Consider the following 19594-nt stretch of genomic DNA (forward strand, 5'->3'; position numbering starts at 1 on the left):
CTGCGGACCCGCTCCCGGCGGCGGGTTCGGGACTGTCGGGTAGTTGTGGTTCGGGCGTCGCCACCGAGAACACCTCCCACGTCCGGCCGAGGACAGACGGATCCAGCGTTGCACCGCCTCACCGGGGCCTCGACGGGCATAGGCGGAAGTTCACCCGACCGCACGGCCCTCTCCGCACTTCGGCGGACAGGGCGGGACCTTGCCGGGCAGTGGGAGCACGGGGGAGTCGCGTACCCACGGCGGGCGGCGCTGGTGTCCTCCGCGGCATACGGCCTTTCGACGTACTGCGACCATTGCTCAGCATGGAGCTGGTTGTCGGAGGTTGCAATGAACACCAGTCCGCGACGACGCGTATCACGAACGGACTCGACGGCCATGCGCACGCTCGCCTTGTCGACCTGCACCGGTCCCGGTCCCGGTCGTGTACTGCCGTCGAGTACCTGGAGGAGGTCGCGGGCTGATCTCGGAATACCGGGCTCACGCGCTCTCGACGATTCCACATCGAGCCAAACCCGCGGTTTGCTCCGGTTGCTCCTCTGCATGTGCGCGGTAAGCTGAGTCGTCGACCATTCATCCACCTTGTCTCGTGGGGTGCCAGAAGTCGGCCACGTGGAAGTTCAGTGACGAGCCGGCTTCGCGGGTGTCAGCCATTTGACGGTGGGGCCGGCGCCGATGCCGTGGAGCACGACGCTGAGGACCACGGTGACGGTGACGAGCAGGATGGTGTCCGCGGCGGGCCCTTCGGGAAGTCGGTTGAAGGCGAGGAGTCCGAAGACGATCGATGTTGTGCCGCGTGGCCCGAGCGTCCCGACCTGGAGACGTTCCCCTTGGGTGAGCACCGATCCGGTGAGGGAGAGGTGCGCGGGGACCATGCGGACGACGGTGAGCGCCGCGATGCTGAAGAGCGCGACCTGCCAGGGCAGTCCGTCCGAGAACGCCACCACGGCGGTGATGCCGACGACGAACCACAGCGTCATGGTCAGCAGGGTGGTGAAGTCCTCCAGCAGCCGGAAGTCCTCGTCCAGCGCCCCGCGGCGCAGCAGGTCCCGGCCCTGTGGAGCGTTGCGGATCTGGCGGGCCTTGGCTTGACGGTGGACGTAGCGGAACGTGATGCCGCAGACGAAGGAGGCCACGAACCCGTTGCCGTCAACGGCGACCGCGGCGGTGTAGGTCAGCAGCAGCGCGAGTGCCGCACCGGGCAGGAGACAGGCGACGAGGGCCTTGAGCGCGAAGGGCAGCACGAACCCGCGACGACAGACCGCGATCGCGCCCGACCCGTTCGGCGGGGGCGAAGTCGATGGGAACGACCACGCCGGAGAGCAGCAGGTGCACCGGCCAGGGCAGGCCGGGGAACAACCACCAGCCGAGCGGCATCGCGATGAGCAGCACCCTGGCCGCAAGCCCCGGTGAGCTGCCTTACAACCGCCCGCCGCGAACCCGGTGGCGTCCACGAACAGCAGCACGGCGAGCACGATCTCGGCCATGTACAACATCGCCTGGGTGTTCAGCGCGATCTTGATCGACCCTTCGTTGACCAGACCGATGACGACACCCGCCACGACGATGACGACCGGTGCACCGAGGTTCCACCGGTCCAGCCGGGACGCGGCGAGGGAGCGGACCGACATGGCGATCGCGATCACGAGTAGCAGCGAGTTCACGTGACCGTGCTTCGTGAGGCGGCGTGACGGACAGGAAGCTTGCTGTTCGCAGGACCATTGTGGACACTCGGCGTTTCGTCATCCCCCAGGTGGCGGGTGTTGCCAGGTCACCTGGCTGGGAGGTTCAGCTGGTTCGCCGGTGCCGTGCGACGTGCGGCGTGGCCGATGCTCGTGGAGCCGGTTCGCGGCGGCGCTGTCGCCTGCCTGGATCGCATTTCCAGCCACGAACAAAGAAGACGGAGTTGCTTACCGTGCGCACCCCGATCGACCGCGCGACCTGGCGAACGCTTCTGGGGTACGCAAGACCACAGCGGCTCACCATCCTTCTCGGAGGGGCGCTCGTCCTGCTGAGCGGTCTTGCCGCCGCCGCACAGCCGCTGACGGCCAAGGCGCTTGGTGGACCGGCTGAGCTCAGGTGACGGGATCACCGGTCTGCTGGCGCTGCTGGTCGGCTTGGCGCTGGCGGGCGCCGCGATCGCGATGGTCGGTGACTGCCTGCTGGAACGTGCCGCGGAGTCGGTCGTGCTGGTCGCCAGGAAACGGCTGGCCAGGCGGCTGCTCTCGTTGCGCGTGCCCGCGGTGCAACGCACCGAGCCAGGAGACTTGCTGTCGCGGTTCACCGGTGACACGACGCTGCTGCGCGAGGTGTGCACGCACGCCCTCGTCGCACTGGTCACCGGCTCGGTGACGACCGTGGTGATGGTCGTGATGGACCTCGTCCTGCTGGGCGTCACCCTGGCCGTGCTCCTGGTGGTCGGCCTGCTCGCGCTGGCCGGGATGCCGATGATCGAGAAGGCGTCACACGCCGCCCAGAGCGCTGTCGGTGACACCGGTGCGCGGCTGGAGCGCGTGCTCGGCGCCTTCGCCTTACGCAGGAGCCGGCGCTGATCGCTGTCACGTGATCATGTCCGCGAGTTCGACCGCCCCACGGGCTCCTCGCGATCAAGTCTGGCCGCTACCCGACGCACCCTTCAGGTCGTTCGTCCTCCGCTTCGCGCTTGGCGCTCCACCTGTCGCTTGCCCCGTTGCGGGACCACCACGTTGCCAGTGGTGGGGTGCCGACAGCGGCGCAGAAGCGGAACAGGTTAACGCGCTGTCGATTCGCGAGGCTGCGTTGTCGAACACCCGATTAGCGGCATAGAGGGTGTTCGGGCGCCTCGTCGATGATGTGGCTACTGCCCGATCTCGGGGGCCACGCCGTGTCAGGGCGCTGCGTCGTGGTCTGGCTCCGTGGTCAGCCACCCGAAGTGGCGAGCGGTGTTCACCAGGACGTCCATCAGCTGTGGTGCGATACGGAACCGCTCGCGGTTGATCGTCAGGCTGTCCGCGAGGTCACCATCCGAGGTGCGTTCGGTGGCCGCCTTCCAGTCCGCCAGCATCTCGAGCAGGTCGACCAGGGTCATGCCGTTGATCCCGTCGGCAAAGTGCTCTGGGTGATGACGGTTGTGCGCGTAGTGGTGTCGCAGCCCCTCGCCCATCGCGTCGACCAGGGTCCGATACTCCGCGCTGCCGTAGGTCGCGGCGCGCAGGTGCGGCACGACCTCATCGTAGACTGCCCGCTCCGGCTCGCGGGTCTTGCTCAGGTCGTGTCGGACCGACCGGTCAAGCAACTCCTTGATCAGCTCGCCCATCAGCTCGGCGACTCGCAGGCTATGCCAAAGAGTGTCTGGCGTGGAGTCGTACGACATGGTCATGTACCCCCTGATGTGGGCCTCCTCAGGCCATCAGCCAGGACGCCCGTGATGCGATTCCCAACGCGCAGGATCAAGTGTGCAGTCTGCCCCTGATCCGGAACAGCCCACGTCGTGATCGCACCACGGCCCAGCGCGTCTCCACCATGGCCCCCGCCCCAGCCGGGACCGCGCGACCCGCGGCTGGTGGCTTGTCGCGCAGCCTTGGCCGGGTGATGAGGCCAGGTGCGGATGGGTGGGTCTGTGGCGAAACCGGTCTTGGTTGAGCTCGGGCGTTGCGCCAACGGATGAACGAGCCGATGGCGGCGTTCTGTTCGGCGTCGTTGTCGGCGGCCCAGTCGCGGACGTCGGGGGGCCGGTGCGGGGAGAAGTTGTCCATGACCAGGTAGAGCCGCTGGTCGGGCGGCCGGCGAGGAGGTTCCGGTGCCATCGCGGGACTGTCTCCGGGCGCACCAGTAGTCGGAGTCGACGAAGCGTGGCGGCCGGGAGTCGGTGCAGCAGTGCCGCGAGGAATGCCCGGTCGCTGGGGGAGAACCGTGGACGGGCGTCTCCGGGTTGGCGTTCCAGGACGGTGATCTGGTGCCGCAGCGCCAGGATCTCTGTGTCTTTGCCCCGATCGCTCACGGGCAGCGGGCGCAGCAAGGCGAACGCGTTGGTCACACCGAGGTAGGCCAGTCGAAGCGGCACGGTCGGTCATCATGCCGCGTCAGCCGAGGGCGCTGCGGACCTGCGGCCGCACCCAGGAGCTCCTCGATCCCCTCATGCCACGCACGGCTTCAACCTGCATGGGTGGAGTTGTCGGCAGGCACAGGGCCACTGACGGCGGCCAAGATCCTCAGCGAGACCGCCGACATCCGCCGGTTCCGCTCCCGCGACGCCTACGCCCGCCACAACGGCACCGCGCCACTGCCCGTGTGGTCGTCCAACCGCGCCCGCCACCGACTCAGCCGCACCGGCAACCGACGACTCAACGCCGCCCCGCCCCGCATCGCCCTCACCCAAGCCCGCCGCCACCCCGACGCCCGAGCCCTGCTCGCACGCCGCCGAGCAGGAGGTGACGGCGGACTCGAAGCCCTCCGCGTGCTCAAACGACACCTCTCCGACGTCGTCTACCGCGCCCTACACGCCGACGCCACGATCACCCGGCCAACCTCCGCTTGGCAGAGGAGCGATCTGCCGTCCCTCCATCCGCACCCTGCGCGTCGCCGAACCCAGTGTTCGTCCCCCTTCCGGCGGCTCCGAGACCCGATCTGGTCGAGCTGGGTCAGCCTGTCGCGAGCAGCACGGTGTCCAGAGCGGGTGGATCGGCCGCGGCGCGGTCTTGGAGCGTGGTGACTGCGGCGGCGATGGGGGCGGTAGTGGTCGGGAAGGTGGTGAAGTTGCGCGTCGAGGCCGAGTACGAGCGTGCAGGCGCGGACAGCGGCGGCGGTGTGGTCGTCGATCGGGCGTTCGCGGGTGAAGATCGGCGTGGCGAGGTTTCGCAGGATGGTGAGGAACCGGAAGTTGTCTGTCCGGTCGTCGAGGTCCACGAGTGGGTTGCGGGCTTGTCGGGCGGTCCAGGGGCCGTCGGGGTTGGTGGTGGTGCCGAGGATGTGGACGTGCGGGCGGGACTCGCCAACGTTTCAGCACGCGGCGCACCGTCGACGCGGCTGTCGGGTGGCCGAGCTTGAGCAGCTTGCCCTGGATCCTGCGGCAGCCCCAGCCGGCGTTCTCTCGGGCCATCAGCTCGATCAACAGTCGGGGAACCGGCGTACCAGCGGGGCGAGCACAGCGCGATCGGCCCACTCCAGCCGCGGGCGGTGTTGGCCCGGCGCAGTACGGCGACTTCGTGCCGCAGTACCAGCAACTCCACGTCCTTGGCCGCCGATGACCGGCCGAGCAGGACCAACCAGCCGGCGAGCCGGACGAAGATCAGGTACGGCAGTCGTAACGCCACGTCCCACGATCATGCCCTTACCGCCCATGATGCGCGATCGCTGCAACTCGGCATCCCAACGCAGAGTTCTGGCACCTACAGGCACCGGGGACGCGGGGAGCCCCACCCACGCTCCCAGGTTCGTCGGCAGCACGGCCGGCCGAAGGTCGGGACCATTCGACCACCGCGGCGGCGAACGGAGCTCAGGCTCTTCGGGCGGCCCCGACCGCTCAGTCGCCGGGGTCGATCACCCAGGACGAGGTCGACCACCGGGTCGCGGACAGCGTGGACGCGGACGTGCGCGCCCGGCGGATGGCCGAGGCCATCGCGGGGCTGCGCGCCGAGGAGCGCGACGTGCTGCTGCTCGTGGCGTGGGGCGAGCTGACCACGGCGGAGATCGCGGAGGTGCTCGGGATCAAGGAGCAGACGGTGCGGACGCGCCTGCACAGGGCCAGGACGAAGCTGAGGACCGAGGAGGCGCGCGATGCGTGAGGACGAGGTGGACCACGTCGTGCGGGACGTGCGCGGCGACACGGCGCCGATGACCGGCGAGAGCTTCGCCGCCAACCGGGAGAAGGTGCTCGCGCTCGCCGCGGCCGGCCAGCCGGCCGGCGGGCAGGCCGGCGTGGCGCTGGTGGGGTGTCGCCGCGGGCGTCGCCGCGCTGACCGCGGTCGCGGTGCTGGCCCAGGTGGCGCTGGGTGGTCCGACGCCCGCGACCGCCGAGGCGGCGCAGGCGTTGACCAGGCGTTTCGGTGGCCGGCCTCGTCGCGGGCCGCCCCGCTCAGCTCTTGTCGAGTTCGGCGTTGACCATCGTCTCGAACTCGTCGCGGCCCCGGATGCCCAGGGCGCCGCCGAGTGCCGTCGCCAGCCGGTCGAACGGGTCCTCCAGCGGCAGCGCGGTGAGGTTTTCGGCGAGTTCGGGCACCGTCCAGAGTTCGCTGTCCTTGTCGACGTGCGCGCCGCGCGTCCAGCCGTGGTTGACCGCGATCGAGCCGCCGCGCACCGACAGGACCTGGCCGGTCAGCGGACAGTCCTCGCTGACCAGGTAGGCGACGAGTGGGGCCACCACGGCAGGGTCTTTCGGGTCCGGTTCCCCGGCCGGCGGTGTCCGGTCCATGCCCGGCACCGGGTCGGTCAACCGGGTGCGCACCATCGACGGGCTGACGCAGTTCACCCGGACCCCCAGCCGCCGCAGTTCCAACGCGTGCACGGTCGTCATGGCCGCGACTCCGGCGTTGGCCGCCGCGTAGTTCGTCTGCGTGGGCAGGGGGTTGAGCAGACCGGAGCCCGAGGCGGTGTTGACGATGGCGCGGTCGGTGCGCACTCCTTCGTCCACCCGTCCGCGCCAGTACGCCGTGGCCCAGCGGCTCACCGCGAAGGTCCCCTTCAGCTTGACCGCGACAACGTCGTCGAACTCCGCTTCGGTCAGCCGTTCGAGCCCTTTGTTGACCTCGATGGTGGCGTTGTTGACCACGGCGTGCAGATCGCCGAACTCCGCGACGGCCAACTCGACCATGCGCTTGGCGTCCTCCCACTCGGCGACGTTGCCGGTGTCGGCCACCGCCCGTCCACCCCGTGCGCGAATCTCGTCGACCACAGCGGCGGCGACGCCCTCGTCACCGCCACGCCCGTCGATCTCCACGCCGGGGTCGTTCACGACCACGTTCGCGCCGGCAGCCGCCAGGTGCAGCGCCTCCGCCCGGCCGATCCCCCGTCCCGCACCGGTCACCAACACCGTCCGACCAGTCAACCCGTCCATCACGAGACCCCTCTCCGCGCTCAACGTCCTCCAGTCGGAAGACTGATGCACTCAGTGTACTCATGCACTCGGTGTATTGAGTCACACGGTGCACTATGCTCGCCCTGTGCCAGACGACGTCGGACGCCGTGAACGCAAGAAGCAGCTCACCCGACAGGCGCTGGTGAACGCCGCCGTCCGCCTGTTCACCGAACAGGGCTACGACCAGACGGGCGTGGCCGACATCGCGGAAGCCGCCGACGTCAGCAAGCGCACCTTCTTCCTGCACTTCGCCACCAAGGAGGACGTGCTGCTGGCCGACGGCAGCACGAGGATCGACCTGGCCGTGCGGGCCATCGAGGAACGGCGACCCGACGCGCCGATGCGCGAGGTACTGGCCGAAGCGACGAAGAGCATGATCGACAACACCGCCGGCGATGACCTGCCGAACGGACTGGCGGCGCTCCGTGCCCGGCTGGTGGTCACCACGCCCGCCGTTCAGGCCCGCGTGCTGCACACCATGTTCACCGCGCAGACCCGCATCGCCGCGGCGCTGCGCGGGGCGTACCCGGACACGCTCGACGAGATCACCGCGGCAAGCGTCGTCGGCGCGCTGACGGGCGCCATCAGCGCCGCCGCCGTGGCCAGCCTCCAACTCGGCGAGCCGCCCGAGCGGACCCGCGCCGCGATGCAACACGCGGCCGGGATCGCTCTGCACTACGTCGAATCACTCGACCCGCCCGACCCCACCGGGCACGCCGCTCCACGGGCTTCCCGCGGAGCGAAGGCAACCCCACTCGCCGATGACCTGCCGTAGGCCCCGCTACCGACTGCCCTGACCTCCACCACAGTCGGGGCAAACGCCTGACGACGTTTCCGCAGAACCGAATCGGATGATCATCCAGTGGTCATCCGCACGCGGAAGCGGTCATGGGTGCGCGGAATCTACACCGCGGTGGACGCAGCCGGGCGAGTCGCGCTGGCGGCGTCGTCGCCGTTGTACCGGTAGTTGTCGATCTGCACCGGCTGGCGGGTCTACCTCGTGATCTCGAAACAGTCCCCGACACTACCGACACGGTGGTTCTGGGGGTGGAACCAGGCGGGGATCGGGGAGATCCCTGATGGCGGGGCGCCGGACCGCGGGCACGCTGGGAGGGGTCAGCAGGCATCCGCAGTTCGAGGAGAGTCATGAGCGAATTCACGCCCGAGTACCCCCGTGTCACCGTCGACGCTGTGGTCGGCGCCGTTCGCGGGCTGGTCCGTGAGGGCATCAACCGCCGTGTGGTCGTGCGTGACAGCAAGGAGGACGTGGTGCTGGAGGTGCCCGTGGCTCTCGGGTTGGTCGCGGCGCTGGCCGCTCCGGTGGTCACGGCGATCGGTACCGGTGTCGCGCTGGTCGGCAAGTGCGGAATCACGCTCGAGAACCGCCAACAGCCTGGCAGCCAGTCCGCGACAACGGTCGCAAGCGAGCAGGTGTAGTCAGCAGTCGGTGAACAGCAGCAGCACCGACGGCACGGACAGCTGCGATCGGCGTGGGCATCGGGGCGCGGGCGGGTGAGGACGCGAGGGCTACCGTCGCGCTGCGCACCAGCGGGGTGGCGATGCGGGCGGAGGTCCTGTCGGCCGTGGAGAACGCCGGGGAAGACGACGTGTCCTCGCCTTGACGTTGTGGATCGCGCTGCCGGGTGGTGCGGATCTCCAGGTGGTGCACAGCTGCGGCAACCACACGCGCGTCACCGCGGCTCAGCGGCCGGACCCGGTGCCGGAGGTGCTGGTGGACCCGGTCGTGCGCATGTGGGCCGTCGTGCACTGAACGGCCGTGGTTCCGCACCGGGCGACCGCGGTGGTGGTCCCGGCCCGGGAAAAGCCCCCGCCCGCGGCCCGTCGGGGGGAAGGCCGCGGGCGGGAACACCCCTCGGGTCAGGACAGCAGGACTGTCCGCGAGGCTTTGGCGACCGGGCGACTGGTGTTCGCAGTGGCCAGGTCCGCGGCGATCTGCGCGGAGGTGTCGTGCCGGCCCTTGTCGCCGTTGTACGCGGTGCAGCCGTACCACTCGAGCATGCCCTCGCGGTACACGCCCTTGCAGGTCGGTGCGAGCTTGGAGATCACCGTCGTGTTGCCGTGCACGAGGGTGTCCGCCAGGCCCTGCGTGGTCAGGCCGGCGCGTCCGCGGGCGATCAGCGCCACCGGGCCGACCGCGTCGAGGGCGAACCCGAGCTGGTCGATCGCGCCGGGGTCGACCACGGTGTCGAGCAGGCTGTCGATGTAGGTGACGCAGGCGGTGGCGTCGCGGGCGAACGCCTGGAGCGTGTCCGGTGTGAACCGCTCGATGTCCGCGAAGTCGATGATCGCGGCCCGCGCGCACGCCTTGGCCTGCGCGGTGGCGATGAGGTCGATGTGGGAGATGATCTCGTTCTTGGCCGAGTTGATCGCGCTGAGGATCTGCCTGGTCGCCTCCTCCACCGACATGCCCGCCTTCGCGAACTGCTTGTACGCCGAGTAGGCAGCCTGGGCCGCCGCGACGATCGCCTGCACCGTGGTCGCCGACACCTCACCGGACTGCGGCGCCGCCGCGGGGGCGGCCTGCGCGCCGGGAGCCGCCATCGGCAGGACCATCGCCGTGGCCAAGACCGCGGCCGTCGAGCCGCGCACCAATCGCGATCGCATGCTGCTCCCCAGCGCCTCCGCGACTGTTCGTTGCCGTAACCGCATGAAGTCCTCCGTGACCGTGATGGGGGTGCGGCGAGGACCGGCGTGTCGTGAGCTCGTGCCGTTCCGGTCCGCCACGTCCGCCACCTTGCTCGACCGAACGAACGAAAACCTGCGGGAAACCTGCAACCGCGCGAAGCCCCTGCTAGACCGGGATGACGGGTGCCGGTCGGCGAAAGGGAGTTCCGCGGTGACGGTGGAGTTCCGCGTGTTGGGCCCGGTGCAGGCGTGGATCGGCGGGCGATCGGTGGATCTCGGTCACGCCCGGCAGCGGTGCGTGCTGGCGGTGCTGCTGGTCGAGGCCAACCAGTGGCTGTCGGCCGACCAGCTGCTCGACCGGGCCTGGGGGGACCGGGTCCCGCCCGGCGGCCGGAACACGCTCTACGGCTACCTGTCGCGCCTGCGCCGGGCCCTGCGCGCCACCGAACAGGTTGCCATCGTGCACCGGTCCAGCGGGTACGAGCTGGTCGTCGACGAGGAAGCGGTGGACGTGCACCGGTTCCGCCGGTTGGTCGCGCGGGCACGCGCCGAGACGGACCAGGTCCGCGCACTGGAGCTGGCCGAGGTCGCCGCCAAGCTCTGGCGGGGCGAGGCGCTGCTCGGGTTGGACACGCCGTGGATCACCTCGGTGCGCCACGGGCTGGAGCAGGAGCGGTTCGCCGCCGACACCGACCGGTTGGACCTGGCGCTGCGGCTCGGGCGGCACGCCGCGCTGCTGCCCGAGCTGACCGACCGCGCCGCCGAGCACCCGCTGAACGAGCACGTGGCCGCCCAGCTCATGCTCGCCCTCTTCCGCGCCGGTCGCCAGGCCGAGGCCCTGGACCGGTACCGGGGGCTGCGCACCCGGCTGGCCGACGAACTCGGCACCGATCCCGGATCGGACCTGCGGCAGCTGCACCACCGGATCCTGGCCGCGGACCCCGACCTGGCCTCGCCCGAGGCGGACCGGTCACCGGTGGTGCCCCGCCAACTGCCCGCGGCGCCGGCGCCGTTCACCGGCCGCGTGCCCGAGCTGACCGAACTCGACCGCGCCCTGGCCGCGGCGCCAGGCGACGGGGCCGACACGTCGGGCGACCCGGCGACGGGGCCGGGGACGGGGGCGATCTCGGCGACCGGCACGGTTGCGATCTCGGCGGTCGGCGGGGTGGGAGGGGTCGGCAAGACCTGGCTCGCGTTGGCCTGGGCGCACCGCAACCTGCACCGGTTCCCCGACGGGCAGCTGTTCGTGGACCTGCACGGGTTCAGCCCCACCGGAGAGCCGACCGACCCGGCCGACGCGCTGCGCGGCTTCCTCACCGCCCTGGGCGCCACCACCGACGGGGCCCAGTCGGACCTGGGCGCCCTGTACCGCAACCTGATGGCCGGGCGTCGGGCGCTGGTGCTGCTGGACAACGCCGCATCCGCGGACCAGGTCGTGCCGCTGCTCCCGGGCAACCCCACCTGCACCGTGCTGGTCACCAGCCGCACCAGCCTGCCGTCGTTGATCGACCGGCACGGCGCGCACCACCTGCCCCTGGGCGTGCTCACGCCCGCGGAGTCCCGCGCCCTGCTGGCCGCAAGGCTGGGCGAGCACCGCACCGACGCCGAACCCGACGCCATCGACGAGCTGGCCGGGCTGTGCGGTCAGCACCCCCTGGCCCTGGCGATCACCGCGCGGCACGCCGCCACCCGTCCCCGGCTCCCGCTGGCCGAGTTGGCCGCGGAACTGCGCGAGGCGGGCCTGGAGATGCTCGACCACGACACGGACCTCACCGCCAGCCTGCCCGCGGTGCTGTCATGGTCACTGCGCCACCTCACCGCCCGGCAGCGGATGGTGTTCGTGCTGCTCGGGATCGCGCCCGGACCGGACATCGACCTGCCCGCCGCCGCCTCCCTCACCGGCCTGACCCCGACCGAGGCGCGCAAGGAACTGCGCGTGCTGGAGGACCACTCGCTGCTGGACCGGCACCCGCACGGCCGCTACGCGATGCACGACCTGGTCCGCGCCTACGCCACGACCGCGGACGAACACCTGTCGGAGTCGGCGCGGGAGGCCGCGCTGGAGCGGGTGGCGGACTTCTACCTGCACACCGCCCACGCCGCCGACCACCTGCTGAACCCCCACCGCCCGCCGATCCGGCTCGACCCGCCCGCGCCCGGCGCCCAGTCCCACCCGTTGCCCGACCGCGCGACCGCCCTGGCCTGGATGGACGCCCACCACCTGCACCTCCTGGCCGTCCAGCAGGACGCGGTCGCCCGGCGCCACCACCGGGTGGTGTGGCAGATCGCCTGGACGCTGGGCACGTTCCACCGCCTGCGCGGGCACATCCACGACGATCTTGTGGTGTGGCAGGCCGCGGCCGAGGCCGCCACCCACCTGCCCGACCCCGGCACGCACGTCCTCGCCCACCGGCTCCTGGGCCACGCTTACGCCGAGCTGGAGCGGCACGAGCGGGCCGTCCACCACCTCCACCAAGCGCTCGCGCTGGCCCGGCAGCACCACGACCTCGCGCAGCAGGCCCACACCCACCACGCCCTCACGTGGGCCTGGGAGCAGCGCGGCAACGACCGCAAGGCCCTCGACCACGCCCGGCACGCCCTGGACCTCTTCCGCGCCCTCGGCTCCCCGGTGTGGGAGGCCACCGCGCTCAACATGGTGGGCTGGCACGCCGCCCGCCTGGGCGAGTACGAGGTCGCCCGCGAGCACTGCCAGGCCGCCCTCGACCTGTACCGCCGCCACGACGACCTCGACGGCGAGGCGGACACCCTGGACAGCTTCGGCTGGATCGAGCACCACACCGGCCACCACCGCCGGGCCGTCGACCACTACCGGCGGGCGCTTGACCTCTACCACGCCGTCGGCAACACCGCCGAGGCCGCCGACACCCTGGACAACCTCGCCCACCCCCACCTCGCACTCGGTGACCACGCCCAGGCTCGCGCGGCTTGGAGGGAGGCGCTGGACCTCTACCGGCAGCAGGGCCGCGACGCCGACGCCGAGCGCGTCCGCCGACAGCTCGCCGACCTGGATCCGGCGTCGCTCAGGACCGGGAACGGAGGGCCGGGGCCGTCCTGAGCGACCTTCCCCTGCGGGACCGGCGTCGTGGAGTCGTCGCCTCAGGTCGGCGGAGTCGAGCAGCAACGGGCACCACGTGGTGGCGGTGCGCTCGGCCGCGGTGATGCCCAGGGCGTCCACGATGGCCCGGGAGTCGTCCGCGATCGCCGAACAGGACAGCTGGACGGTCCTCGGGTTGCCCGTGGTCCCGAAGTCGTGAGCAGGAGGACCGTCTCGTCGGAGATCGGGGCGCGCGGGTGGTCGCGGGAAGGAACGCGACCACGTGGCCCGACCGCAGTGCGGAGAGATGGGCCGGTGCCGTTGGGCAGGTCGAGGTTGACCGCGCACAACACGAGGCCCTTGTAGTTGTGTCGCAACGCTGTCCGACCTGTCCCACGAGGTCGGACGGCTCGCCGTGGCCCAGCGCGCCACCAGGCCCGGCGTGGTCGTCGCCATGCCGGGCCCGACGTGAGCGCGGTCCACGGCGCCGGTTCGGCGAAACGACTGCTTGACGGCCAGGACCGGATGGCAAAAGAATCTCCCTTCACCGGCAGGGAAGGGGCGCGTGGACCATGACCTCTGAGATCCGCGACTTCCTGCTGGAGTCGCTCACCGAGGTGGAGCACAGCACCGACGAGGTCGGCGAGGACACCGTGCTCGGCCCCGCCGAGGCCGACGAGGCCGAGGCCTTCGCCGGCTTGACCGTCGGCGAGTGCTGCGCCGTGGTCGCCCCGCGAATCAGCACCTCGGCCGCGACGTGACCACGCGGGCCGCCGTCACCGGCATCGGGCTCGGCGCGCCGGTCGGCGAGGTGTTCGACGTCGTCTGGGCGGGCGGTTCCGGGTTGTCCGCGCCACAGGAGGACCACGTGCTGCGGGCTGCCGAAGACGCGTTGGCGGACGCGGGCCCGACCACCGCGGACGTCGCCGTCATGTCCGACTCGGTCGGCTTCGGCGGCCCCGACGTCAGCCCCGTCCTCGGGCACGCCGATGCGTGAGCGCCGCGTCACCGTCCCCTTCTCCGGACCCGGTGCGGGCACCGCGCCCCTGACGTGGGGCCAGAAGGCGATCATGCGCGACATGCGCGCGACCGGCTGGCCGCACAACAACAGCGGCGCGCACCCGTTGCCCGAGGGCGTGACCGTCGCCGAGCTGGCGGCCCGGCTGGGCGAGATGATGTGCCGCCACCCCGCGCTGCGGATGAGGCTCGGCGTCGGCGACGACGGCGAGCCGTGCCAGGTGGTCGTGGCGTCCGGCGAGATCGACGTCGAGGTGACCGCCTTCGGCGACGACGTGGACCCCGCCGAGGTCCGGGCGCACAGCCACAAGATCTGGTTCGAGTGGATGATGACCCCGTTCGACGGCCACACCCCGTGGTTGGTCCGGCTGGCGGTGCTGGAGCACCGCGGCCGGGCGGCGCACCTGGTGTTCGCGGTCAACCACCTGGTCGCCGACGGCACGGGCACGCTGCTGCTGATGACCGGCCTGGGCATCGGCGAGCTGGCCGACCGCCGGCTCGACCCCGACGCGGTCACCGGGCTGGACCTCGCGCGCCGCGAGCAGACCCCCGGGGCGAGGCGCACCAGCGACGGTGCGATGCGCTACTGGGAGGAACGGCTCCGGGGCCTGCCGCCCGCGACCTTCGGGGAGCCGAAGTACCCGGAGGGGCGGCTCGGGCACCGCTACTGGCACGGCCGGTTCAACTCTCCCGCCGCCCACCTGGCGGTGCTGGCCATCGCCCGCCGCACCCGCACCGACACCGCGCGGGTGCTGCTGGCCGTGTTGGCCATCGCGATCGGCCGCGCCACCGGCGTCGACCCGCTCACCACCAACGTGATCGTCAGCAACCGGTTCCGGCCCGGCTTCGCCGACGTGATCGGCACGCTGAGCCAGAACTCGGTGGTGACGCTGGACCTGGGCGGCACGGTGGACGAGGTGGTGGCGCGGACCCGGCACGCGGCGACGGCCGCCTGGATGCGCGCCTACTACGACCCCGACCAGCTCGACCGCCTGATCGCCCGCCTCGACGCCGAACGCGGCCACCCGGCCGTGGTCACCTGCCGCATCAGCGACCTGAGGTTCAGCACCCGCCCGGACGCCGAGGAGCTGCTGGCCGACGGCGACCCGGTCACCGAGGAGCGGGTGCGGGCCGAGCTGCCCCGGACGTTCCTGTCCTGGGACGGCCACCTCGACGCGATGCCCGACCAGCTGTTCATCAGCGTCGAGGACCGCCCCGGCACGATCCACCTCCAGATGGTGTTCGACATGGCCGTGCTCACCACCGACCAGGTGGAGGCGATGCTCCACGCGGTGGAGGAGGTGGCGCTGGCAGCCGCGTTCGACCCGACGGCGCCCGCTATCGGTCCCACGTCACCGGCAGCTCCCGGAAGCTCCTGACCACCAGACCGGGCTTGAGGCGCAGCTCCGACTCCGGCACGGCCAAGCGGAGGTTGGGCAGCCGGCGCAGCAGGCCGCCCAGCGCTTCCTGGAGTTCCATGCGGGCCAGGGAAGCGCCGATGCAGTGGTGCGGGCCGGCGCCGTACCCGATGTGCGGGTTGGGTGAGCGGGTCAGCACGAGCCGGTCGGCGTCCGGGAACACCGACTCGTCGCGGTTGGCCGACACCACGGCGGGCAGCACGACCGAGCCCGCCGGCACCGGGACGCCGCCCAGGTCGACGTCCTCGAGCGCGACCCGGGGCATCAGGATGCCGCTCTCGCCGAGCTGGATGTAGCGGGTCAGCTCCTCCACGGCCACCGCGACGGCGTGCGGGTCGTCGCCGCGCAGGGCGGCGAGCTGGTCGAGGTGGCTCGACAGGACGGTGACGAACAGGTTGATCTGGTTGGTGGTCGACTCGTGGCCACCGGCGAGCAGCCCGGCGGTGACGGAGACGAGTTCCCGCTCGGACAGCGAGTCCTCCCGGTCCCACGCGGCGACGAGGGCGCTCATCAGGTCGTCGCCGGGGTTCGCGCGCCGCTTCTCGATCAGCTCCCCGAACGCGGCCAGCGCGGCGCGCGGCGGGCCCGGGTCGGCCTTCCAGTCGCCGACCAGCGCGTCCGACCACTCCTTGACCCGGTCCTGGTCCTCGTCGGCCACGCCGAACAGCCCGCTGATCACGGCTATGGGCAGCGGCGCGGACACGTGCGCGCTCAGGTCCGCGCCGGGGCCGGCCTCCTCGAGGCGGTCGATCATGCCGTCCACGAGCTCGGCCACCGTCGCGCGCATGTCCTCGACGCGGCGTGCGGTGAACGCGCTGCCGACCACGCGGCGGACCTGGGTGTGCAGGGGCGGGTCCATGCCCAGCAGCGAGTCGTCGGCCAGCGACCCCAGTTCCCACTCCGGACCCTTCGGCCCGGTGGCCGCGGCGCGGCTGAACCTGGGGTCGCTGAAGACCTTGCGGACGTCCGCGTGCCTGGTCGCGAGGTAGGCGACGGCGCCGTCGGGCAGTTCCACCCGCGGCACCGGGTCTTCGGCGCGCAGGCGCGCGTACTCCGGCGACGGGTGGTGCAGCGACGGCGCGGGCGGGAGCGGGAAGCGGATCACGGGCGGCCTCCTTCGGCGTAGGCGACGAGCTGGTCGACCACCTGGGCGGGGGTTGGCATGGCGCGGATGCGGTCGCGCAGCAGTTCGGCGGCCTCGCGCCACGGCCCCCCGTCCACCAGCGCGGCGACGCTGTCGCGCACCGACACGACGTCGGGCTCCTCCAGCACCAGACCGGCGCCGGACAGCAGCAGGCGTTCGGCGTTGAAGTGCTCGTCGCCGACCTGCGGCAGGATCAGTTGCGGCACGCCGTGCACGAGGGCGGTCATCATCGTGCCCGCGCCGCCGTGCTGGACGAACGCCGCGCTGCCGGGCAGCGCCAGGCGCAGCGCGAGGGGGGTGTCGGCCACCCGCACGGTGTCGGGCAACGGGGGCAGCGCGTCGCGGTGGGCCTTGGCCACGGCGACGACCACGTCCGCGCCCAGGTCCGCCACGGCGCGGATGACGTCCGCGAGATCGGCCCGCTCGGACAGCCCCGGCCCGGCGACCGTGCCGCCGGTGACGCACACGCGCGGACGGCTCGGCGGCTCGTGCAGCCACGGCGGGAGGACCTGGGTGCCGTTGTAGGGCAGGTAGCGCATCGGCAGGCTCGGCACGGGCAGCGGAACCTGGAGCGGCGCGGGCACCGGGTCGATCATCAGGCCGCCCGCGACGCGCACGTCCGACGACGTGATCCCGAAGCGCCGTGCCAGCGGACCGAAGACGCCGTCGTGGTCCCACGCCAGGGTGGAGCCGTGGTCGGGTCCCCACAGGACCTGCGCGCCGGGCACGTCCAGCACCGCCGCCGCCACGGCCGCGGCGAGGTTGAACGGCTCCCACAGGACCAGGTCCGGCCGGAAGGACCGTCCGAACGCGACCAGGTCGTCCACCCAGGCGTCGGCCATGTGGACCACACCGCCGTCCGGGGTGATCGCCGGACCGTCCGGATCGGGCGTGCCGTCGCCGGTGCTGCCACCGACCTTGCCGATCCGGTCGGTGAACACGGCCTCGAAGTCCAGGTGCGGTCCCAGCGGCACGGCGACCAGGCCGGCCTCGTCCACGACCGGCGCGAGCCCCGGCTGGGTGGCCACCAGCACCTCGTGCCCGGCGGTCTGCAACGCCCACGCCGGCGGCACCAGGCAGTAGAAGTGCGAACGCCAGCCCCACGTCGAGATCAGAATGCGCACCCGGCATGGTAACCCGCGCGGGGGGGCGTGCGGAATCCGTTGACGCAGAGGGGTTTCGGGCGCAGTGTTGTCCGCCGTGGCCGTCGAACCCGAACTGCGCCGGTACCCCTTCGAGCCGTTCACCGGCGAGCTGTCGCCGGAACTCCTCGGCATGATCGAGACCGACCCGGTGAGCCGGGTGCTGCTGCCCGACGGGGAGCCCGCCTGGCTCGTGCTCGACTACGCCGGGTGCGTCAAGGTGCTGGCCGACCCCCGGTTCAGCCGGGTGCTGCGCCGGCCGCCGCCGGACCACCCGCCGCTGCGCGACCTCAACCAGGACGGCGCGGCGCACGCGGCGGTGCGCCGGGTGGGCAGCCGCGCGTTCGGCGGTCGCCGCATGGCGCACTACCGGCCGCGCGTGCAGGCCCTGGTGGACGAGCTGGTGGACGCGATGATCGCCGGCCCGCGGCCCGCCGACCTGGTCAGCGGCCTCGTCGCGCCCCTGCCGCTGCTGGTGATCTGCGAGGTGATCGGTGTGCCGGCCGCCGACCGCGAGCAGTTCTACGGCTGGCTCGCGGGCCTGAACTCGGTGGTGGACTACAACTCCGCGGAGGCCGCGAAGTCGCTGTGGGTCTACCTGGCGGGGCAGCTGGCCGCCAAGCGGGTCGAGCCCGGCGACGACCTGCTGTCGGTGTGGCTGGAGGAAGGCGACGACCACGGCCTGTCCGACGAGGAGATCATCGTGCTGGCCATGGGGTTGCTGCGCGGCGGCCTGGAGGTCGGCTCGACGGCCGCGGGCGTGCGGGTGCTGTTCCAGCACCCGGAGCAGCTGGCGGAGCTGGTGCGGTCACCGGAGAAGATCCCCGCCGCGGTGGAGGAGATCCTGCGGTACACCGCAGTCAGCAGCATGTTCCGCGTGCAGGTCGTCACCGAGGACGTGACCGTCGGCGACGTCGCGATGAGCGCCGGGGACCGCGTCATGGCCGTCCCGTGGGTGGCCAACCGCGATCCCCGGATCTTCAGCGACCCCAACGTGTTCCATATCGACCGCGTGCCCCGCACGGCGCACCTGGCCTTCGGTTACGGGCCGCACTTCTGCCTGGGCACGGCGCTGGCCCGGATGGAGGTCGAGCTGTCCATCGCGACGCTGCTGCGCCGCCTGCCAGGGCTCGCCCCCGCGATCCCGGTCGAGGAGCTGCCGTGGCGCCACGACCGGATCAACGGGGGCATCGAGGAGTTCCCGGTGGTGTGGCGTGAGGATCAGTAGTCCTCCACCGCGTTGACCCGGTCGGGCCAGTACCGCTCGCCCGGCGCCGGCTGGTAGTGCTCCCAGCGCGGCGGGTTGCCCGTCGGCACGTCGCCCAGCACCGTGATGCGCTGGCCCCGGCGGCGTTCGCGGTAGTCGTTGACGGCGTAGTGCTGCGTCACCCGGTTGTCCCACATGGCCACGTCGCCGGGCTGCCAGCGGAAGCGGCAGGTGAACTGCGGACCCTCGGAGAACCGGAACAGGTACTCCAGCAGGGCGTCGCTCTCGTTGCGCGACAGCTGGGGGATGTGCGAGGTGAAGAGGCGGTTGACGTAGAGCGAGCGGCGGCCGGTCTCCGGGTGCACGCGCACCACCGGGTGCTCGGCGCGGCTGGAGAACTCGGTGCCCACGCGGATGGTGTGGATCGCGGTCAGGCCGTCCACCAGGTCGCGCAGCGGGGCCGACAGCGACTCGTACACCAGGCACTGGTTCGTCCACATGGTGTCGCCGCCGTTGGGCGGCAGGTCGATCAGGTGCAGCACCGACGCGATCGGCGGACTCTCGTGGAAGGTCATGTCAGTGTGCCACACGTCGACCTTCGCGCCGTCCTCCGAGTCGATGACGACGATCTCCGGGTGGCTCTCCAGCCGCGGCAGGTACGGGTGCAGCTCCACCTCGCCGAAGCGCCGCCCGAAGTCGATGTGCGCCTGTGGCGTCAGGTTCTCCTGACCGCGCAGGAACACCACCTGGTGACGCAGCAGCCGATCGCGGATCAGGTCGAACTGGTCGTCGGTCAACGTGTTCAGGTCGATGCCGCTGATCTCCGCGCCGAGGGCGCCGGACACCAGGCGGATTTCCGGGGCGGTCACACTCGTCATCGGGCCATTCTGTGCCACGCGGCGGCATTGGTCCACGGG

21 protein-coding genes are annotated in these 19594 nt (G+C 71.7%); 14 read left to right on the forward strand and 7 right to left on the reverse strand.

Features of this window, described 5'->3' with window-relative positions:
* Nucleotides 1–617: 617 nt before the first annotated feature.
* Nucleotides 618–1661, reverse strand: coding sequence for a cation:proton antiporter domain-containing protein (locus AB0H12_RS20535; protein WP_499624454.1), 1044 nt, complete (start codon nucleotides 1659–1661; stop codon nucleotides 618–620).
* A 396-nt stretch (nucleotides 1662–2057) separates the two neighbouring features.
* Here AB0H12_RS20535 and AB0H12_RS20540 point away from each other — a divergent pair, with 396 nt between their 5' ends.
* Nucleotides 2058–2549: an ABC transporter transmembrane domain-containing protein gene (locus AB0H12_RS20540; protein ID WP_499624455.1), complete on the forward strand. Its 492-nt coding sequence runs from the start codon at nucleotides 2058–2060 to the stop codon at nucleotides 2547–2549.
* Between the two features lie 314 nt (nucleotides 2550–2863).
* Here AB0H12_RS20540 and AB0H12_RS20545 read toward each other — a convergent pair whose 3' ends face one another.
* On the reverse strand, nucleotides 2864–3355 hold the full coding sequence (locus AB0H12_RS20545; protein WP_499624456.1) for a DUF5662 family protein: 492 nt from the start codon (nucleotides 3353–3355) through the stop codon (nucleotides 2864–2866).
* A 786-nt stretch (nucleotides 3356–4141) separates the two neighbouring features.
* Between AB0H12_RS20545 and AB0H12_RS20550 the strand changes: the two genes are divergently transcribed.
* From AB0H12_RS20550 to AB0H12_RS20560, 3 genes are all read left to right on the forward strand, one after another.
* Nucleotides 4142–4687, forward strand: coding sequence for a transposase (locus AB0H12_RS20550; protein ID WP_499624457.1), 546 nt, complete (start codon nucleotides 4142–4144; stop codon nucleotides 4685–4687).
* 35 nt (nucleotides 4688–4722) lie between these two features.
* Nucleotides 4723–5022, forward strand: a complete 300-nt coding sequence (locus tag AB0H12_RS20555; RefSeq protein ID WP_499624458.1) for a hypothetical protein — start codon at nucleotides 4723–4725, stop codon at nucleotides 5020–5022.
* 302 nt (nucleotides 5023–5324) lie between these two features.
* Entirely contained in the window at nucleotides 5325–5759 is a 435-nt protein-coding gene (locus AB0H12_RS20560) for a sigma-70 family RNA polymerase sigma factor (RefSeq protein ID WP_499624641.1), read from the forward strand.
* Between the two features lie 290 nt (nucleotides 5760–6049).
* Here the strand turns inward: AB0H12_RS20560 and AB0H12_RS20565 are convergent, their stop codons facing one another.
* On the reverse strand, nucleotides 6050–7027 hold the full coding sequence (locus AB0H12_RS20565) for an SDR family NAD(P)-dependent oxidoreductase (RefSeq protein WP_499624459.1): 978 nt from the start codon (nucleotides 7025–7027) through the stop codon (nucleotides 6050–6052).
* Nucleotides 7028–7133: 106 nt separating this feature from the next.
* On the opposite strand from AB0H12_RS20565, the gene AB0H12_RS20570 reads away from it, so the two are divergent.
* The 4 genes from AB0H12_RS20570 (at nucleotide 7134) to AB0H12_RS20585 (ending at nucleotide 8819) form a co-directional block, all read left to right on the forward strand.
* Nucleotides 7134–7823 carry a TetR/AcrR family transcriptional regulator gene (locus AB0H12_RS20570; protein ID WP_499624460.1) on the forward strand — a complete coding sequence of 230 codons (690 nt, stop codon included), beginning with the start codon at nucleotides 7134–7136 and terminating at the stop codon, nucleotides 7821–7823.
* A 371-nt stretch (nucleotides 7824–8194) separates the two neighbouring features.
* The gene (locus AB0H12_RS20575; protein ID WP_499624461.1) at nucleotides 8195–8485 is read left to right on the forward strand and encodes a DUF4342 domain-containing protein; all 291 of its coding nucleotides are present in this window, start codon (nucleotides 8195–8197) and stop codon (nucleotides 8483–8485) included.
* A 53-nt stretch (nucleotides 8486–8538) separates the two neighbouring features.
* Nucleotides 8539–8670, forward strand: a complete 132-nt coding sequence (locus AB0H12_RS20580) for a hypothetical protein (RefSeq protein ID WP_499624462.1) — start codon at nucleotides 8539–8541, stop codon at nucleotides 8668–8670.
* On the forward strand, nucleotides 8667–8819 hold the full coding sequence (locus AB0H12_RS20585; RefSeq protein ID WP_499624463.1) for a hypothetical protein: 153 nt from the start codon (nucleotides 8667–8669) through the stop codon (nucleotides 8817–8819). The genes AB0H12_RS20580 and AB0H12_RS20585 overlap by 4 nt, the downstream gene beginning before the upstream one ends.
* Before the next feature lie 107 nt (nucleotides 8820–8926).
* Here AB0H12_RS20585 and AB0H12_RS20590 read toward each other — a convergent pair whose 3' ends face one another.
* Nucleotides 8927–9673: a hypothetical protein gene (locus tag AB0H12_RS20590; protein ID WP_499624464.1), complete on the reverse strand. Its 747-nt coding sequence runs from the start codon at nucleotides 9671–9673 to the stop codon at nucleotides 8927–8929.
* A 232-nt stretch (nucleotides 9674–9905) separates the two neighbouring features.
* On the opposite strand from AB0H12_RS20590, the gene AB0H12_RS20595 reads away from it, so the two are divergent.
* The 5 genes from AB0H12_RS20595 to AB0H12_RS20615 all read left to right on the forward strand — a co-directional run bounded on the left by AB0H12_RS20595 (nucleotide 9906) and on the right by AB0H12_RS20615 (nucleotide 15145).
* Nucleotides 9906–12770, forward strand: coding sequence for an AfsR/SARP family transcriptional regulator (locus AB0H12_RS20595; protein WP_499624465.1), 2865 nt, complete (start codon nucleotides 9906–9908; stop codon nucleotides 12768–12770).
* 76 nt (nucleotides 12771–12846) lie between these two features.
* Nucleotides 12847–12969: a hypothetical protein gene (locus AB0H12_RS20600; RefSeq protein ID WP_499624466.1), complete on the forward strand. Its 123-nt coding sequence runs from the start codon at nucleotides 12847–12849 to the stop codon at nucleotides 12967–12969.
* 352 nt (nucleotides 12970–13321) lie between these two features.
* A complete protein-coding gene (locus AB0H12_RS20605; RefSeq protein ID WP_499624467.1) occupies nucleotides 13322–13510 on the forward strand; it encodes a hypothetical protein in 189 nt (62 codons plus the stop codon).
* Nucleotides 13507–13746: a hypothetical protein gene (locus AB0H12_RS20610; protein WP_499624468.1), complete on the forward strand. Its 240-nt coding sequence runs from the start codon at nucleotides 13507–13509 to the stop codon at nucleotides 13744–13746. Before AB0H12_RS20605 ends, AB0H12_RS20610 begins: the two co-directional genes overlap by 4 nt.
* On the forward strand, nucleotides 13739–15145 hold the full coding sequence (locus tag AB0H12_RS20615) for a condensation domain-containing protein (protein ID WP_499624469.1): 1407 nt from the start codon (nucleotides 13739–13741) through the stop codon (nucleotides 15143–15145). The genes AB0H12_RS20610 and AB0H12_RS20615 overlap by 8 nt, the downstream gene beginning before the upstream one ends.
* Here AB0H12_RS20615 and AB0H12_RS20620 read toward each other — a convergent pair.
* The gene (locus AB0H12_RS20620) at nucleotides 15105–16289 is read right to left on the reverse strand and encodes a cytochrome P450 (RefSeq protein ID WP_499624470.1); all 1185 of its coding nucleotides are present in this window, start codon (nucleotides 16287–16289) and stop codon (nucleotides 15105–15107) included. The genes AB0H12_RS20615 and AB0H12_RS20620 overlap by 41 nt on opposite strands.
* Nucleotides 16286–17452 (reverse strand): nucleotide disphospho-sugar-binding domain-containing protein, encoded by a 1167-nt coding sequence (locus AB0H12_RS20625; protein WP_499624471.1) that lies wholly within the window; start codon nucleotides 17450–17452, stop codon nucleotides 16286–16288. The genes AB0H12_RS20620 and AB0H12_RS20625 overlap by 4 nt, the downstream gene beginning before the upstream one ends.
* A 76-nt stretch (nucleotides 17453–17528) precedes the next feature.
* Between AB0H12_RS20625 and AB0H12_RS20630 the strand changes: the two genes are divergently transcribed.
* A complete protein-coding gene (locus AB0H12_RS20630) occupies nucleotides 17529–18698 on the forward strand; it encodes a cytochrome P450 (RefSeq protein WP_499624472.1) in 1170 nt (389 codons plus the stop codon).
* Here the strand turns inward: AB0H12_RS20630 and AB0H12_RS20635 are convergent.
* On the reverse strand, nucleotides 18692–19555 hold the full coding sequence (locus AB0H12_RS20635; protein ID WP_499624473.1) for a TauD/TfdA dioxygenase family protein: 864 nt from the start codon (nucleotides 19553–19555) through the stop codon (nucleotides 18692–18694). The two genes, AB0H12_RS20630 and AB0H12_RS20635, sit on opposite strands and share 7 nt — an antisense overlap.
* Nucleotides 19556–19594 lie beyond the last annotated feature (39 nt).

It is taken from the genome of Actinosynnema sp. NPDC023794, assembly GCF_040639675.1.
Lineage (GTDB): Bacteria > Actinomycetota > Actinomycetes > Mycobacteriales > Pseudonocardiaceae > Actinosynnema > Actinosynnema luteola.

Excerpts from the sequence above, each read along its gene's own strand:
- AB0H12_RS20565 (WP_499624459.1), bottom strand. The coding sequence starts at position 7,027 with ATGGACGGGTTGACTGGTCGGACGGTGTTGGTGACCGGTGCGGGACGG.
- AB0H12_RS20590 (WP_499624464.1), bottom strand. The coding sequence starts at position 9,673 with ATGCGATCGCGATTGGTGCGCGGCTCGACGGCCGCGGTCTTGGCCACG.
- AB0H12_RS20545 (WP_499624456.1), bottom strand. The coding sequence starts at position 3,355 with ATGACCATGTCGTACGACTCCACGCCAGACACTCTTTGGCATAGCCTG.
- AB0H12_RS20615 (WP_499624469.1), top strand. The coding sequence starts at position 13,739 with ATGCGTGAGCGCCGCGTCACCGTCCCCTTCTCCGGACCCGGTGCGGGC.
- AB0H12_RS20605 (WP_499624467.1), top strand. The coding sequence starts at position 13,322 with ATGACCTCTGAGATCCGCGACTTCCTGCTGGAGTCGCTCACCGAGGTG.
- AB0H12_RS20575 (WP_499624461.1), top strand. The coding sequence starts at position 8,195 with ATGAGCGAATTCACGCCCGAGTACCCCCGTGTCACCGTCGACGCTGTG.
- AB0H12_RS20635 (WP_499624473.1), bottom strand. The coding sequence starts at position 19,555 with ATGACGAGTGTGACCGCCCCGGAAATCCGCCTGGTGTCCGGCGCCCTC.